Source organism: Sphingomonas lacusdianchii (assembly GCF_022664395.1).
GTDB classification, from domain to species: Bacteria; Pseudomonadota; Alphaproteobacteria; order Sphingomonadales; family Sphingomonadaceae; genus Sphingomonas; species Sphingomonas lacusdianchii.
Window position 1 is genome coordinate 252,728 of sequence record NZ_JAKRET010000001.1, and the last position, 16,007, is coordinate 268,734.

At 66.3% G+C, this 16,007-nt stretch carries 11 protein-coding genes; 8 read left to right on the forward strand and 3 right to left on the reverse strand.

Going from position 1 to position 16,007, the window contains the following annotated elements:
* Window positions 1-9 precede the first annotated feature (9 nt).
* Together MF607_RS01190 and MF607_RS01195 are read right to left on the reverse strand one after the other, a co-directional pair.
* Entirely contained in the window at window positions 10-972 is a 963-nt protein-coding gene (locus MF607_RS01190; RefSeq protein WP_242115573.1) for a family 43 glycosylhydrolase, read from the reverse strand.
* 298 nt (window positions 973-1,270) lie between these two features.
* Window positions 1,271-4,105: a TonB-dependent receptor gene (locus MF607_RS01195; protein ID WP_242115574.1), complete on the reverse strand. Its 2,835-nt coding sequence runs from the start codon at window positions 4,103-4,105 to the stop codon at window positions 1,271-1,273.
* A gap of 181 nt (window positions 4,106-4,286) precedes the next feature.
* On the opposite strand from MF607_RS01195, the gene MF607_RS01200 reads away from it, so the two are divergent.
* The 6 genes from MF607_RS01200 (at window position 4,287) to paoC (ending at window position 12,049) form a co-directional block, all read left to right on the forward strand.
* On the forward strand, window positions 4,287-5,447 hold the full coding sequence (locus MF607_RS01200; RefSeq protein ID WP_242115575.1) for a glycoside hydrolase 5 family protein: 1,161 nt from the start codon (window positions 4,287-4,289) through the stop codon (window positions 5,445-5,447).
* A 103-nt stretch (window positions 5,448-5,550) separates the two neighbouring features.
* Entirely contained in the window at window positions 5,551-7,635 is a 2,085-nt protein-coding gene (locus tag MF607_RS22890; RefSeq protein ID WP_347340850.1) for a putative bifunctional diguanylate cyclase/phosphodiesterase, read from the forward strand.
* Window positions 7,636-7,681: 46 nt separating this feature from the next.
* Complete coding sequence (locus MF607_RS01215; protein WP_242115576.1) at window positions 7,682-8,134, forward strand: tRNA (cytidine(34)-2'-O)-methyltransferase; 453 nt, start codon at window positions 7,682-7,684, stop codon at window positions 8,132-8,134.
* Between the two features lie 109 nt (window positions 8,135-8,243).
* On the forward strand, window positions 8,244-8,882 hold the full coding sequence (gene paoA, locus MF607_RS01220; RefSeq protein ID WP_242115577.1) for an aldehyde dehydrogenase iron-sulfur subunit PaoA: 639 nt from the start codon (window positions 8,244-8,246) through the stop codon (window positions 8,880-8,882).
* A complete protein-coding gene (locus MF607_RS01225) occupies window positions 8,879-9,829 on the forward strand; it encodes an FAD binding domain-containing protein (RefSeq protein WP_242115578.1) in 951 nt (316 codons plus the stop codon). The genes paoA and MF607_RS01225 overlap by 4 nt, the downstream gene beginning before the upstream one ends.
* A 3-nt stretch (window positions 9,830-9,832) precedes the next feature.
* Entirely contained in the window at window positions 9,833-12,049 is a 2,217-nt protein-coding gene (gene paoC, locus MF607_RS01230) for an aldehyde oxidoreductase molybdenum-binding subunit PaoC (protein WP_242115579.1), read from the forward strand.
* A 6-nt stretch (window positions 12,050-12,055) separates the two neighbouring features.
* Here the strand turns inward: paoC and MF607_RS01235 are convergent, their stop codons facing one another.
* Entirely contained in the window at window positions 12,056-13,384 is a 1,329-nt protein-coding gene (locus MF607_RS01235; protein WP_242115580.1) for an oligogalacturonate lyase family protein, read from the reverse strand.
* 112 nt (window positions 13,385-13,496) lie between these two features.
* On the opposite strand from MF607_RS01235, the gene MF607_RS01240 reads away from it, so the two are divergent.
* Both MF607_RS01240 and MF607_RS01245 read left to right on the forward strand, forming a co-directional pair.
* Window positions 13,497-15,002: an MFS transporter gene (locus tag MF607_RS01240; RefSeq protein WP_242115581.1), complete on the forward strand. Its 1,506-nt coding sequence runs from the start codon at window positions 13,497-13,499 to the stop codon at window positions 15,000-15,002.
* Window positions 14,999-15,952: a glycoside hydrolase family protein gene (locus MF607_RS01245; protein WP_242115582.1), complete on the forward strand. Its 954-nt coding sequence runs from the start codon at window positions 14,999-15,001 to the stop codon at window positions 15,950-15,952. Before MF607_RS01240 ends, MF607_RS01245 begins: the two co-directional genes overlap by 4 nt.
* Window positions 15,953-16,007: the final 55 nt, after the last annotated feature.

Below are 16,007 nucleotides of genomic sequence, written 5' to 3' on the forward strand. Positions count from 1 at the left end.
GATCACACCCTACCGGGCCGCCAGCGTCGGTGCGGCGGCCCCGTCGGTCATTCGGATCGGCAGGATGCGCCCGTCGCGGGCATAGCGGACCCGGTCGACCGCGACTTGCCGTTCGCCGCGATAGGGTTCGGCGCCCTGCGGGTTTTCCCAGCGGTGATAGACGATCAGCCATTGGCCGTTCGGCGCCTTCACAAAGCTGTGATGCCCCGGCCCCTTGTGCGTCGCATCGCTGGTCAGGATCGCGCCGCGATATTTCCACGGACCGACCGGCGAGGGCGCGGTGGCATAATGGACCGAATAGCTGGGGCCGTTGAAGCGGCCATGGCTGTACGACAGGTAATAGGTGCCACCGCGTTCATGCAGGAAGGCGCCCTCGGTAAATTGCGGCGGGTTGGCGACCGGCACTTCGCGCGCGATGGTCACCATGTCGGGTTTGAGTTCCCAGACGCGCAGCTTCGAACCGGCGCTGCCGCCCGCATAGAGATAGCTTTTCCCCGAGCGGGCGTCGTTGAAGACCATGGGATCGATCGCCTCGAACCCCTGCCCCCCGGTCACCAGCGGACGACCGCTGTCGCGATACGGCCCCTCCGGCCGGTCGGCGACGGCGACGCCGATCCGGCTGGGGGTGGGGTTCTGCGGGCCGACCGAGAAATAGAGATAATATTTGCCGTTGCGCGTGGCGACGCCCGGCGCCCACAGGAAATGTTCGGGTGCGCCGTCATCCTTGATCCAGCCGATCTGATCGCGGCGGATCAGTTCGCCGCGCGGGCGCCAGTTTTTCAGGTCGCGGGTCGAGAAGGCGCCGAACCGGTCGGCGGCCCAACTGCCGCCGGGGCCGCCGGTCGGGAAGACCCAGAGTTCGTTGCCGATGAACATCGCATGCGGATCGGCGCCCTCGAATTGCGGATTGCCCGCCGGGGAGGCGGCGACGCTGGCGAGGAGGACCAAGGGGAGGAACAGATGTTTGCGCATGAGAAGGTTTCCGTGGGTTCGGAGGGTCAACGGACGCGGATTATGTCGCTGGCGGGGCGTTCCAGGCCGTACCCCGGCGGAGGCCGGGGTCCAGTCGGGGAACGTCGATTTACTATCGAGAAGCCTTTCCAACTGGACCCCGGCCTTCGCCGGGGTACGTGGTGCTTCGGGTTAAGTACCCGATCTTGCCAAAAACGTTCTCGAATGGGCGGGCTGGCAAGTCCGGGCGGCCGTGACGCTCGATCACCGACCACCCGTCCCCGCCCTGCCCCCCACGGTCAGGAGAACAGGAGACCCGTCAGAAGCGGAAACGGACGCCGAGCGAATAGACGCGTTCGAGATACTGGATCTGGCGGGTATAGACGTCGCCGGCATCGTTGAACTGGCGGGTCCGCTTGATCGGGTTGCCGAGCAGGTTGACGATGTCGAAGGCCAGCGTGACGTTCGGTACCGGCGTCAGCGTCGTCGAGAAATCGAGCTGGCCCCGCCCCTTTTCGATCACGGCGCGGGTGCGTGGCGATCCGTCCGCGCCTACGTCGAGCGGTTCGATGCTGTAATAGCTGACGAAGTCCGACCGGTAGTTGTACGCCAGCCGCGCGGAGAAGAAGGAGCGTTCGTACAGACCGACAAGGTTGCCCGACCATTCCGACACCCCGGTGAACGGCACGCGCGTGCCGGCGACATTGGGCGAGGCGCTGAGCCCGGTGGCAAGGTCGCCGCGCGCGTCGATATAGGTCGCGTTCGCCTGTACGCCGAAGCCGCGCATCCATTCGGGCAGGCTGTCGAAGTCGAGGAAGCTGGTGAAGGCGACCTCCGCCCCGTTGAACCGGGTCTTGCCGGTATTTTCCGGCCGGTCGAAGCGCGACGGACCATAGCCGAGATCGACCGGAGCAACGGCGACGCGCGAAATGAAACCCTGCGCATCGCGGCGGAACAGCGCGCCGGTCAGCGACCCGGTGCGCGAGAAATACCATTCGAGACTGACGTCGTAATTGTCCGAGGTCAGCGGGTTCAGATCGGGATTGCCGCCCGAAATGTTGCGCAAATTGCTGTTCGGGTCGTTCGGGTTGGGCGGGTTGTTGGGGTCGACGACCGGCGGCGGCCCGACGGTCAGCGTCGGGTTCAGGTCGAAGAAGTTCGGCCGCGTCCGCGTCTGGGTATAGGCGAGGCGCATTTGCAATTCTTCGTTGAAGCGGACCCGCGCGCTGACGTTGGGCAGGTAATCGGTATACTCGTTTTCAGCCGTAACCGGGCTGAACGTCGGATTGGCCGGATCGGTCTCGTCCCGCGCGAAGCCGCCGATCCGCGTCTTGGTCTTGACCGCGCGCACGCCGACCAGGCCGTCAACGCTCATCGTCGAACCGAGATCGAAGCCGTATTTGAGCTGCGCATAGGTCGCGAACGCTTTCTCGTTCGCGCGGAAATTCTCGGTCGGGTTGTAGGCCGGATTGCCGGCGGGCGCGCCGAAGAACGACCGCAGTTCGGCGATGTTCGCGCGGATGCTCGGTTCGGTGATCGACGCGAAGGTCTTCACCGGGAAGGCGTTGTCGAATTTGAACGCCGGGCGCGTCGAGCCGATCTCGATCGGCAGTGCCGAGATCGGGATGCGCTGGTCGGTCAGCGCGCTGCCGTTCAGCGTGTTGATATAGGGCGCGCCACGATCGCGATTGGCGTCGCGGTCGTTGTAGCGGAAGCCGACCTTGAATTCCTTGAGGAAGCCGTCGCCCAGATCATATTGCGCATCGAAACGGGTCTGAATGTCCTTGCCGCCGACCTTCAGGAATTCCTGGAAGAAGCCGCGCGTCAGGAAATTGGCGGGATCGGTCACGTCGAAATCGACGAAGTTGAAGCTCGGCCCGCCATAATTGCCGCTGGGCGTTTCGAACACGACGTTGCGGGTCGGCGAACTGGCGAACAGATAGTCGATATTGTTCAGATTAAAGGTGTAGGCGCTGTCGGTATAGGCGACATCTGCCGACAGGCGCAGGCGGTCGCGCGTCCAGGTTGCGCCGCCGCCGACCTGATAGGTATCGGTGCGGCCGTTGGCGGACGTGAAATACCCGTCAGGCGTGTTGGCGCCGACCACGGTCGCGCTCTGGGCGATGGTCGGATTGCCGTCGCGGGTAGTCAGGTTGTTGAGGCGGAACGCGTCGCCGCCGAAGATCGGCACGAACATCCACTGGTTGGAATCATGACCGCGATAGCCCTGATACAGGCCGTCGACATAGATTTCGAGTTCGTCGCTCGGCCGCCACTGGAAGGCGGCATTGGCCGAGGGACGCCAGCGCTTGCCGTTGCTGGTGAAGCGGCCCTGCGCGTCGGGATAGCGGACGCCGGCGGTACCGGCATTGGCGGCGCTGGTGGTGCCGATCACCAGCGACTGTTCGCGCGTCGCGTCGAGATAGTTCAGGCCGACATAGGAGGCGTTGACGAGCAGCCCCATCTCGCCGATGCCGGTGTTCCACCGTCCGCTGACCAGGAGGTTGCCGTTCCACGTCAGCCCGCCCGATTGCTCCCAGTTGACGCCGTTCAGCGAGCCGGAGATTTCGAGGCCCTTGAAGTCGAACGGCCGACGGCCGCGAACGTTGACCTGCCCACCGATGCCGCCCTCGATCAGGTTCGCGGTGCTCGATTTATAGACTTCGAGGGCGGCGACGGTGCCGGCCGGGAAATCCTGGATCGCGACGAAGCGCCCTTCGGCGGTGAAGATCTCGCGGCCATTATAGGTGGTGCTGATATCGGGCAGGCCGCGGATCTGGACCCCGGCCGCCTCGCCCGCGCCACGCGTCACCTGTACGCCGGTCACGCGCGCAAGCGCGGCGGAGGCGAAGGTGTCGGGGAGCTTGCCGATATCCTCGGCGACGATCGCATCGACGATGCCGTCCGAATTCTGCTTCAACTGTTGCGCCGATTGCAGGCTGCGGCGCAGGCCGGTGACGACGATATCGCCATCGTCGGTCGCGCTGTCCTGTTCATAGGGCGCGGGTGCGGTCGGGCTGACCGACTGGTCGGACGGCGTGGTCGGCTTCGGCGTCTCCTGCGCGCCGGTCTGCGCGAGCGCGGTCAGCGGCAACATGCCGGCGGTGGCGGCCAGCAGCGACGCGGATGCGCGCCAGAAATGCTTGCGGTGCATATTTCCTCCCCAGTTCAAAGCGATGCGGTCTGTCGCCGCCGATTTGTCCGACCTAACAGCGCCGGAAGACGTTCACAATACGAATATATGTGATAATTGGAAACGGTTACGAAAGAAGCGTTTTCGCTCGCTGGCGGCACCGCGCCGTCGGTCGGGGGAAACGTAAAACGGGAGAGAATGAATGAAGGGATTTGTCGTCGCGCTGCTGGGTGCGACCATGCTGACCATGGCGCCGGCCGAGGCGCGCGATCGCTGGAGCGAGGCGCAGGCCGGGGCTTGGTATGCGAAACAGCCATGGCTGGTCGGCGCGAACTTCACGCCCGCCAGCGCGATCAACCAGCTGGAGATGTGGCAGGCCGAGACATGGGATCCGCAGCGGATCGATTACGAGCTGAACCTCGCGCAGGGAATCGGCATGAACACGATGCGCGTGTTCCTGCACGACCAGCTGTGGACGCAGGATGCGGAGGGCTTCAGGCGGCGGATCGACGAGTTTCTGCAGATCGCGGCGCGGCACAAGATCAAGCCGCTGTTCGTGCTGTTCGACAGCTGCTGGGACCCGAACCCGAAGCTAGGGCCGCAGCATCCGCCGATCCCCGGCGTGCATAATTCGGGTTGGGTCCAGGGGCCGGGCATGGCGGGCCTGCGCGACCGCAGCCGCTATCCGGCGTACAAGGCCTATGTGCAGGGCGTGATCGGCGCGTTCGGACGCGACGAGCGCGTGCTCGGCTGGGACGTCTGGAACGAACCCGACAATGGCGCCGACCAGTATAAGGGTCAGGAGGGCAAGGAGCCGATGGTCCGCGCGCTGCTGGCGCAGGTGTTCGACTGGGCACGCGATGCCGATCCGATGCAGCCGATCACCTCGGGCGTGTGGATCGGCGACGACTGGACGCCGGGGGGCAAGGCATCGGCGATGGCGAAGCTGCAACTGGCGCAGTCGGACGTCATCACCTTCCACGACTATAGCTGGCCCGAGACGTTCGAGGGGCGCATCCGCCAGCTGCTGCCGTATAACCGGCCGATCATCTGCACCGAATATATGGCGCGCGGGAACGGATCGACGTTCGACGGATCGCTGCCGATCGCCAAACGCTACAATGTCGGCATGATGAACTGGGGGTTCGTCGATGGCAAGACGCAGACGCGGCTGCCCTGGGACAGCTGGCAGAAACCCTATGTGATGGCCGAGCCGACCATCTGGTTCCACGAGGTGTTCCGCGCCGACGGCACGCCCTATCGCACCGCCGAGACCGATCTGATCCGCCGGCTGGCAACGGCGCCCAAGGGCGTGGTGCCGGTGCCGCCAACGGCAGCGCCGGTCCCGCGCCGCCGCCGCTGACATCCGGCCTGCCCGCCGTCATTCGGTGTCGACGGCGGGCGGCTTTTCTAACCTCTTGGTAATTCTTTAACCGTATCCTGTGGCCTTCCACGGGGAGTCGCCGGTGCATCTCTCGATCTCGACCAAGGTAACCGTTGCCTGTGCCGCCGTGCTGTTGCCGTCGCTGTTGCTGCTGGCGAGCTGGCTGCATATCGGGGCGGAGGTCGGATCGGCGGCGGGGCATATCGGCCATCTGACCGAATTGCTGCGTGGGCAGGACCGGCAGGACGCGGCGCAGCGCGCGCTGCGGCTGTCGATCGGCGAGGCGACCCGGCTGGCCGAACGGCACGGCACCGTGCCCGAGGCGCAGTGGCACGCGCTGTCCGCCGAGTTGCGGGCGTTCCGCACATTGTCCAATGTCACCGCGACCGATCCGGACCGGGCGCTGCCGGCCGAATTGCGGGCGGCGCTGGCGCAGACCCGCAGCGCGACAATGGCGTTCGTGCCGATCGGACAGGAACTGATCGACACCGCGCGGCGCGACCCCGACGGCATCAAGCCGGCGATGCCGCATTTCCTCGACGCGCTGAAGCGGCTGGAAAGCGAACGGACGAAGACCCGCGACGTGCTGGGCCGCGCGATCGGCGATGCCGCCGACGATGCCATCGCGCTCAACCATCGCGGTACGTTCCGCGCGCTGTTGAGTGCGGGAGCGGTGATCCTGACGCTGCTGATCATGGCGTTGTGGCTGCACCTGCGCGTGATCGAACCGATCACCGCGATCGCCGGCATCCTGCGCGCGTTCCGGGCGGATCGTCCGGTCGGGCAGAGCGTGCCCTGTCTCGACCGGCGCGACGAGGTCGGCGACCTCGCGCGGGGCGTTTCCGAATATAATAAGGCGATGGAGGCGCAGCGCAGTGCGCAACGCCGCGTCGATTTCCTCGCCCATCACGACGCGCTGACCGGCCTGCCCAACCGGCTGCTGTTCGAGAACCGGCTGGCCCATGAACTGATCCGCGCGCGCCGGACCGGCGAAAAGGTCACGCTGTTCGCGATCGATCTGGACGAATTCAAGAGCATCAACGACCGCTGCGGCCATGCCGGCGGCGACGACGCATTGCGGCGAGCGGCGAAGCTGTTGTCGGGCTGCGTGCGCGCCAGCGATCTCGTCGCGCGGATCGGCGGCGACGAATTCGCCATCATCCAGGTCGCGCCGGCGCAGCCCGCCGCCGCCGAGGCGCTGTTGCGGCGCATCGCGCGCGCGACCGAAGCGACGCTGAGCGCCGACGTACCGATCCAGATGAGCATCGGCGTCGCGATCTCCTCGCCCGATCAGGGCGGCGACGATCTGCACAACCTTGCCGACATGGCGCTGTACCGGGCGAAGTCGGACGGGCGGAACACCGCGCGATTCTTCGATACCGGGTTGCTGGAGGAAGTCAGCCTGCGCAACCGGCTGGGCCGCGATCTGGAACGCGCGATCGATGCGAACCAGCTCTACCTCGCCTATCAGCCGATCGCGACGCCCGAGGGACGGATCACCGGGTTCGAGGCGCTGTTGCGCTGGACCCATACCGACCTCGGCAACATCCGCCCCGACATCTTCATCCCCATCGCCGAAGCCACCGGGCAGATCGGGCGGATCGGGCATTGGGTCGCCGATACGGCGATGGCCGCCGCCGCGCAGTGGCCCGCCACGATCAAGCTGGCGCTGAACCTGTCCCCGCTCCAATTCCGCGATGCCGAGCTGGCGGGCAGCCTGCTCGATCTTGCCACCAAGCACGGCATCGCCACCGACCGGCTGGAGCTGGAAGTGACCGAGAGCGCGACGCTGCTCGACCAGCATCGCCACGCCGTGCAGACGACGCTGCGCCGGTTGCAGGCGGCGGGCGCGATCCTGGCGATGGACGATTTCGGGACCGGCCATTCGTCGCTGAGCAACCTGAAGGAATTCACCTTCGACAAGCTGAAGATCGATCGCAGCTTCGTCGCGACGATGCTGACCGACGATGCATCCGCCGTGATCGTCAAGGCAACGATCGGCCTCGGCAAGAGCCTGGGCATGTCGATCGTCGCCGAAGGGGTCGAGACCGCCGAGCAACTGGCACAGCTGCGCGAATGGGGCTGCGACCAGTTGCAGGGATATCATATCGGTCGGCCGATGCGCGTCGTCGATCACCTGCTGGCGCCCGCCGAACTGGCGATCTGACCGACGCGGCCTTGCGCGCCGGCCGTTCAGCCGCCAAGCAGCGGCGATGCGCATCGCCCTGTACGAACCCGAAATCGCCGGCAATGTCGGAGCCGTCATGCGGCTTGGCGCCTGCCTCGGCGTCGCGGTCGACCTGATCGAGCCACTGGGGTTCGCATGGGACGACCGGCGGGTGCGGCGGACGGCGATGGACTATATCGACCATGTCGCGGTCACCCGCCATGCCGGCTTCGACGCTTTCCGGTCGGCGGTGGCGCCGCCCCGGCTGGTGCTGTTCACGACCAAGAGCGACCGGTCGGCCTATGACTTCGCGTTCCGGGCGGACGACGTGCTGTTGTTCGGCAAGGAAAGCGCCGGGGTTCCACCCGCGATTGCCGATGCATGCGACGAACGGCTGCGCCTGCCGATCCGGGCCGAAGTGCGGTCGATGAACCTTGCCACCGCCGCCGCGCTGGCGCTGGGCGAGGCGCTGCGCCAAACGGGCGGCCTGCCCGGCTGATCGTACCGTTTCGCGCGATAGCGTACGTTCGTCGTGCGCGCGGGGCGATCGGCGCGTTCGTGCGTTGTCCCGGTCTCCGGGATATTCCCCGACAAGGATGATCGATCGAATGGCGGACAGGCCTGAACTGGAAATCACGCGCCGCGGCGTGTTGGCGAGCGGTGCGATGGGTGCCGCAATTGCCGTGGCGCCGGGCGCGGCGGTCGCGCAGAACGCGCCCGAACCGCAGGCACCACCGACCATGCCGGTTCGGTTCAAGGTCAATGGCAGGCCGCAGCAGTTGACGCTCGACACGCGGACCACGCTGCTCGACGCGTTGCGCGAGCATCTGCACCTGACCGGCACCAAGAAGGGATGCGACCATGGCCAGTGCGGTGCCTGTACGGTGCTGGTCGGCGGCAAGCGCATCAATTCCTGCCTGACGCTGGCGGTGATGCACGAGGGCGACGAGATCGTGACGATCGAGGGGCTCGGCACGCCCGACAAGCTGCACCCGATGCAGGCGGCGTTCGTGAAGCACGACGGGTATCAGTGCGGCTATTGCACCCCCGGCCAGATATGTTCCGCGGTCGCCGTGCTCGACGAGATACGGCGCGGCGTGCCGAGCCATGTACAGGCGGACCTGACGAAACGCCCCGCCGCCAGCAACATGGAAATGCGCGAACGGATGAGCGGCAACATCTGCCGCTGCGGCGCCTATTCCAACATCGCCGATGCGATGGCCGACGTAGCGGGGGTGAAGGCATGAGAGCGTTCACCTATGAACGGGCGAAGGACGCGGTCGAGGCCGCACGGATCGTCGCCGGTCGCCCCGATGCCAAGTTCATCGCCGGCGGCACCAACCTGCTCGACCTGATGAAGCTGGAAATCGAGACGCCGACGCATCTGGTCGACGTACAGGACCTGGGCTTCGACAAGATCGAGAAGACCCGTGACGGCGGCCTGCGGATCGGTGCGCTGGTCACCAACACCGATCTGGCCGCCGACGAGCGGGTGCGGCGCGATTACGGCGTGCTGACCCGCGCGATCGTCGCCGGGGCATCGGGCCAGTTGCGCAACAAGGCGTCGACCGCCGGCAATCTGCTGCAGCGGACCCGCTGCCCCTATTTCTACGACACCAATATGGCGTGCAACAAGCGCAAGCCGGGGTCGGGGTGCGCGGCGATCGGCGGGTATTCACGGCAATTGGGGGTGATCGGCGTCAGCAACGCCTGTATCGCGACCTTTCCCGGCGACATGGCCGTGGCGATGCGCGTGCTAGACGCCGCGATCGAGACGGTCGACGGCGGCGGGCAGAAGCGCAGCATCCCGATCGCCGAGTTCCATCGGCTATGGGGCGACCGGCCCGAGATCGACACGGTATTGAAGCCCGGCGAGCTGATAACCGCCGTCACCCTGCCCCGCCCGATCGGTGGCCGGCATTTCTACGAGAAGGTGCGCGACCGGGCGTCCTATGCCTATGCACTGGTGTCGGTCGCGGCGGTGATCCAGCGCGACGGCACCGGGCGCGTCGCGTTCGGCGGCGTGGCCCCCCGGCCGTGGCGTGTCGAGGCGGCGGACGCGCTGCTGCCGCAAGGGGCCGCCGCCGTCACCGCCCGCGCCTTTCAGGGCGCGACCCCGACCAGGGACAATGCGTTCAAGTTGCCGCTCGCGACCCGCGCGCTGGCATCGGTCATCGCGCAAGCCAAGGCGTAATCCATGCAATTCGATACCCCCGCGACGACCAATCCCATCGACCGGATGAAGGTGGTCGGCCGCCCGCACGAGCGAATCGACGGTCCGCTCAAGACGACCGGTCAGGCCCCCTATGCCTATGAGCACCGCGCGATCGCCAATCCGGCCTATGGCTATATCGTCGGATCGGCGGTGGCCAAGGGCACGATCCGTTCGATCAATCTGGACGAGGCGCGCGGCGCGCCGGGCGTGCTGTCGATCGTGACCGCGGCGACTGCCGGCAAGCTCGGCAAGGGGCAGATGAACACCGTCAAGCTGCTCGCCGGGCCGCAGGTCGATCATTATCATCAGGCGGTGGCGCTGGTCGTCGCCGAAACGTTCGAACAGGCCCGCGCCGCCGCCGCACTGGTGCGGGTCGATTATGCGCGCGCAACCGGCAGCTACGATCTGGACGAGGCGCTGAAGTCCGCACCGCTGACGGGTGGCGACAGCGGCGAGGGCAGCGGCGCGCCGCCGGTCGACCGGACGGGCAAGTTCGAGGACGCCTTCGCCGCCGCGCCGGTCAAGATCGACGCCGAATATACGACCCCCGACCACAGCCATGCGATGATGGAGCCGTTCGCGTCGATCGCGGCGTGGAATGGCGACGAACTGACGTTGTGGACGTCGAACCAGATGATCGACTGGGGACGCGGCGACCTTGCCAAGACGCTGGGCATACCGAAGGACAAGATCACGCTGATGTCGCCCTATGTCGGCGGCGGCTTTGGCGGCAAGCTGTTCCTGCGCGCCGATGCAGTGCTGGCGGCACTGGGGGCGAAGGCAGCGAAGCGGCCGGTCAAGCTTGCCATGCAGCGGCCGATGATGGTCAACAATGCGACCCATCGTCCGGCGACGCGCCAGCGCATCCGGCTGGGCGCGCAGCCCGACGGCACGATCACGGCGATCGCGCATGAGAGTGGGTCGGGCGACCAGCCGAATGGTGGTCCCGAAGCGGCGGTCAACCAGACGAAGCTGCTTTATGCCGGGGCGAACCGGCTGACGTCGATGCGGCTGGCGGTGCTCAACCTGCCCGAGGGCAATGCGATGCGCGCGCCGGGCGAGGCGCCGGGGATGATGGCGCTGGAAATCGCGATGGACGAATTGGCCGAGAAGCTGCGGATGGACCCCGTCGCGCTGCGCATCAAGAACGATACGCAGGTCGATCCGGAAAAGCCCGAACGTCGCTTCTCGCAGCGGCAACTGGTGCGGTGCCTGACCGAGGGTGCGCAGCGCTTCGGCTGGTCGCGGCGCAGCGCCACGCCGGGGCAGGTGCGCGACGGCAAATGGCTGGTCGGCATGGGCGTTGCCGCCGCGTTCCGCAATCACGTCAACCGCACGTCGGGCGCGCGGGTGCGGCTGGGTCAGGACGGGGTGGTGACGGTCGAGACCGACATGACCGATATCGGCACCGGCAGCTACACGATCATCGCGCAGACGGCGGGCGAGATGCTGGGCGTACCGGCGGAGGCAGTGGTGGTGAAGCTGGGCAGTTCGGCCTTCCCGGTGTCCGCAGGGTCGGGCGGGCAATGGGGCGCGGCCAATGCCACTGCCGGGGTCTATGCCGCCTGCGTCAAACTGCGCGAACAGGCGGCACAGCGGTTGGGCATCGATCCTGCGACCGCCGACTTCGCCGATGGCCGGGTCAGCGGCGGCGGGAAGAGCGGCGACCTGCGCGCGGCGGCGTCGGGCGGCGAACTGGTCGGCGAGGACAAGATCGAGTTCGACAAGCTCGACAAGACCTATCAGTTCGCGACCTTCGGCGCCCATTTCGTCGAGGTCGGGGTCGACGCCTATACCGGTATCACCCGCATCCGCCGGATGCTGGCGGTGTGCGCGGCGGGGCGGATCATCAATCCCGTATCGGCGCGCAGCCAGGTGATCGGCGCGATGACGATGGGCGCGGGATCGGCGCTGATGGAGGAACTGGCGGTCGACAAGCGCTTCGGCATGTTCGTCAACCACGACCTCGCCAGCTATGAGGTGCCGGTCCATGCCGATATCCCGCAACAGGAAGTCGTGTTCCTCGACGAAGCCGATGAGAAGGCCAATCCGATGAAGGCGAAGGGCGTCGGCGAACTGGGCATGTGCGGCGTTGCGGGCGCGATCGCGAACGCCGTTTATAATGCGACGGGCGTGCGCATCCGCGACTATCCGCTGACGCTGGAAAAGCATCTGGAGCGGTTGCCGCCGATCGTCTGAGGCGGATCAGGGGGTGGCGGGCTTCGCCACCTCCACCGCATAGATATGGGTCGCGCCTTCGAAATTGCCGCGGAACACCACCCATTTCGCGTCGGGCGTGAAGGTCATGTTCGGCTCCAGCCGATAGTCGTGCTGGTGCATATCGACCAGCTTCTCGACCTCCAGCGTTCCCGGCACGATCAGCGCATCGGCATTGGCGGCGTGGATGTCGGCGACGTCGGGAATCGCCCTTGGCGTGAAGAGGTAGAGATATTTGCCGTCGGGCGCATGGGCGACCATCTCGCTGTCGCCGCCGTCCCCCGAAAAGCGTTTGCCGCCCGGCATCTGGTTGTAATGGACCGACCATTGGTTGCGGTCGACCTTGTACCAGTGCCGTTTGCCGGTGGTCAGGTCATAGCCGGCGAGCCAGAACACCTCCCCGCGCGGCGTCTGCAGATCGTACCAGATCGTCCGGCCGTCGACCGAGAAGAATTCGTGACCGGCAATCTCCATGTTCATCGTGCGCTTGTGGACCAGCGTCTTGCCCGTGCCGTCGGCGCGGATCGTCCAGATGCGGTCGACCTTGTGCCACGGCCCTTCGTGGCAATACATGATCTGTTGCGGGTCGGTCGGCGAGAACTGGATATGGTTCAACCAGTCGGTCGATGCGGTGACGACGCGGCGCTGTCCGGTGCGCAGATCGATGGTGAAGATCTCCATCGGAATGCCTGCCTCCAGCCGTTCGTTGAGGCGACGTTCCTTCGCCTCGGCAAAGCTGTAGGGCGTGCCGTCGGCGCGAGTGGCGCGATAGTCGGCCTCGCCCGGTCCCACCACCCGGCCGGGCGCGTGACGATCGTCCTGCCGCGTACCATCGGGGCGTAGGGCGCCCTCGCCCAATGCGACCTGTCCCAGCAGCAGCGTTTCGTCGGCGTTGATCGAGCCGATCGAACCGCCGGGCACGTCGGCGACCTTGCGGCTGCGACCACTGTCGATGTCGACGGCATAGATCGAGGACGGGCCGCTGGCATCGTTACGGAGTTGTCGCGCATAATAAGCGGTGCGCGTCCGCCGGCCGGTGAAGAGCAGCGTCACACCCTTTTCGCGGACCAGCGGTTTCAATTCCCATGTCTTGAGGTCGACGGTCGCGATGCCGTCGGGGACGCTGACGACCATCCGGTCGCCCTGCGGGGTGTAGCTGTTCTGATGGAAATACAGGCTGGTGCTGTCGGGCACCCGACTGATGCGGACGACCCGGTGGCCGGTCAGGCGATCGACCCATTCGGCCGCCGGCCTGGCGAACGCAGGTGTCGCGCTCATCAGCATCGTCGCAAGGCCGAGCATCATCGGGGTCCGCATCGCACTCTCCAAACGCGCTTGTGGATATTCCACATAGTATGATAGCTATTCATATGTTGAGCATGATGAAGCGGGCGACGCAAGCCCGGACCATGCGAAGGAGAGAGCGCGCGTGATATCCGCCCCACCTGCCAAGCGTCCGGTCCGGCTCGTCAACTACCTCGCCTATGGGTCGAACGACGTGCTCGGCGCGGGTTCGATGGCGGTCATTTCCGGCTGGGTGCTGATTTTCTATACCCAGTTTTGCGGGCTGAGCGCGGGACAGGCGGCGCTGATCTTCGCGGTCGCGCGCATCCTCGACGCGATCGCGTCGCCGGTAATCGGCTATCTTTCCGACCATTTTGGCACGACCGCGCTGGGGGACCGGTTCGGGCGGCGGCGCTTCTTCATTCTGGCCGCCATCCCGCTATTGCCGAGCTTTGCGCTGATGTGGCTGCCGGGCATGACCTTCTGGTATTATCTGGTCAGCTATGTCGGGTTCGAGCTGGTCTATGCGATGGTCATCATCCCGTACGAGACGCTGGCGGCCGAAATGTCGACCGACTACAAGACCAAGGCGAAGTTCGCCGGGTTCCGCATCCTGTTCGGACAGACCGCCGCGATCCTCGCCGGCTTCCTGCCGCTGTGGCTCATCAACTATCTCGGCCGGGACAGCGCGCAGACCTTCTTCTACATGGGGCTGATCTTTGCGGCCCTGTTCATGGCGACCGCCGCCTTCCTCTATCGGTTCAGCTGGGAACGCCCCCTGCCCCCACAGGCCACCGGCCGACAGAGTGCCGGCGTCGGATCGGCGTTCAAGGCGCTGTACCGCAACCTGTTCTCGACGATGCGGATCCGCGCGTTCCGGCTGCATCTCGGCATGTATCTGGGCGGTTATATCAGCCAGGATATCTTCAACGCCGCCTTTACCTTCTTCGTCATCTTCGCACTGGCCGGTACGACGGCGATGGCGTCGGGGCTGCTCGGCACGATGTATATCGTCCAGTTCGTGGCGGTGGTGATCGCGATCAACCTCGCGCTGCGCGCGTCGCCCGCCTTTGCCTATCGGCTGGCAGCGGTGACGTTCGGCTTGGGGGTGATCGTGCTGCTGTCGCTGTGGGCAGGCGGCACGACCGCGACCAGCCCGCTAATCTATCTGGCGATCGGCCTTGCCGGGCTGGGCCGCGGAGCGCTCAACTACATTCCCTGGGCGACGTACAACTATATGGCCGATGTCGACGAGATCGTGACCGGGCAGCGGCGCGAGGGCAGCTTCGCCGGGGTCATGACCTTCGTGCGCAAAGCGACGCAGGCTGCGGCGGTAGCGGGCGTCGGCCTCATCATCCAGGCGGGCGGATTCGTATCGGGCGCACAGACCCAGACGCCGGAAGCCATCAATACCATCGCGCTGCTGCTGGGGGTCGGCACGCTCGGCGTGCTGGCGGCGGGCATCCTCGTGTCGCTGCGGTTCCGGCTCGATCCGAAGACGCATGCGATCCTGATGGAAGAGATCGAACGGCTCCGCGCTGGCGATACCACGCCGCCCGATCCGCAGCACAAGGCGGTGGTCGAGGACTTGTCGGGATGGCCGCACGACCGGCTATGGGGCAATAATCCGGTCGCGGCGAAGCCCGCATGATCTGGGCGGCGCTGCTGGCACAGGCGGCGGCGGCCGCGCCCGTCCCGCTGTGGCGCGACCCGGTGCATGACGGCGCTGCCGATGCATCGACGGTGCGCGATCCGGCGACGGGCGAATGGGTGATGTTCTATACCAACCGGCGCGCGAACCTTGCCGTGGCGGACGAGAAGGACGTGTCATGGGTCCATGGGACCGCGATCGGCATCGCGCGGTCAGGCGATGGCGTTCGCTGGCGCTATGGCGGCACGGCGGCGATCCCGAAGGGCTGTACCGGTGCGACGTTATGGGCGCCGGAGGTCCAACGGATCGATGGTCGCTGGCATATGTGGCTGACCGTCGTGCCGGGCGTGTTTCGCGACTGGAACGCGCCGCGCTTCATCGTGCATCTGACCAGCCGCGATCTGAAGCGCTGGGACTGCGGCGAGCGGCTCGATCTGGGATCGGACCGGGTGATCGATGCCAGCGTCGCGGTGCTGGGGCCGAACCGATATCGGCTGTGGTTCAACGACGAACGCAGCGGCAAGTCGATCCGCTATGCCGACAGCAGCGACCTGAAACACTGGACGGTCAAGGCGACCGTCACCGATACGCCGGGCGAAGGGCCGAAGGCGGTTCGCTGGCGTGGTGCGTGGTGGCTGGTCAGCGACGCGTGGAAGGGGCTGCTGGTCCAGCGGTCGGACGACGCGACCCATTGGACGCGGCAACCGGGCTATCTGCTGGCCGAACTGGGCAGGCGGCCGACGGACCGGGCGAAGGGGCAGCATCCCGATATCGTCATAACCGGCGATCGGGCATGGATCGTGTATTTCGTCCACCAATCCGGCGAGCCGGAAGCGGCAAGCGACCCGCGCTGGCACCGGCGGACGGTGTTGCAGATCGCCGAGTTGCGGGAGGACAAGGGCGTATTGTCGGTGGATCGCGACGCCCCGGTATTGCGGCCGCTGCGGTAGGCGCCGCGCTACTGCCCGCGGACATCCGTCCCTCGCGCGCAGGCGGCAGTCCAGA

Excerpts from the sequence above, each read along its gene's own strand:
- MF607_RS01190 (WP_242115573.1), bottom strand. The coding sequence starts at position 972 with ATGCGCAAACATCTGTTCCTCCCCTTGGTCCTCCTCGCCAGCGTCGCC.
- paoC (WP_242115579.1), top strand. The coding sequence starts at position 9,833 with ATGCAATTCGATACCCCCGCGACGACCAATCCCATCGACCGGATGAAG.
- MF607_RS01195 (WP_242115574.1), bottom strand. The coding sequence starts at position 4,105 with ATGCACCGCAAGCATTTCTGGCGCGCATCCGCGTCGCTGCTGGCCGCC.
- MF607_RS01215 (WP_242115576.1), top strand. The coding sequence starts at position 7,682 with ATGCGCATCGCCCTGTACGAACCCGAAATCGCCGGCAATGTCGGAGCC.
- paoA (WP_242115577.1), top strand. The coding sequence starts at position 8,244 with ATGGCGGACAGGCCTGAACTGGAAATCACGCGCCGCGGCGTGTTGGCG.
- MF607_RS01245 (WP_242115582.1), top strand. The coding sequence starts at position 14,999 with ATGATCTGGGCGGCGCTGCTGGCACAGGCGGCGGCGGCCGCGCCCGTC.
- MF607_RS01200 (WP_242115575.1), top strand. The coding sequence starts at position 4,287 with ATGAAGGGATTTGTCGTCGCGCTGCTGGGTGCGACCATGCTGACCATG.
- MF607_RS01235 (WP_242115580.1), bottom strand. The coding sequence starts at position 13,384 with ATGCGGACCCCGATGATGCTCGGCCTTGCGACGATGCTGATGAGCGCG.
- MF607_RS01225 (WP_242115578.1), top strand. The coding sequence starts at position 8,879 with ATGAGAGCGTTCACCTATGAACGGGCGAAGGACGCGGTCGAGGCCGCA.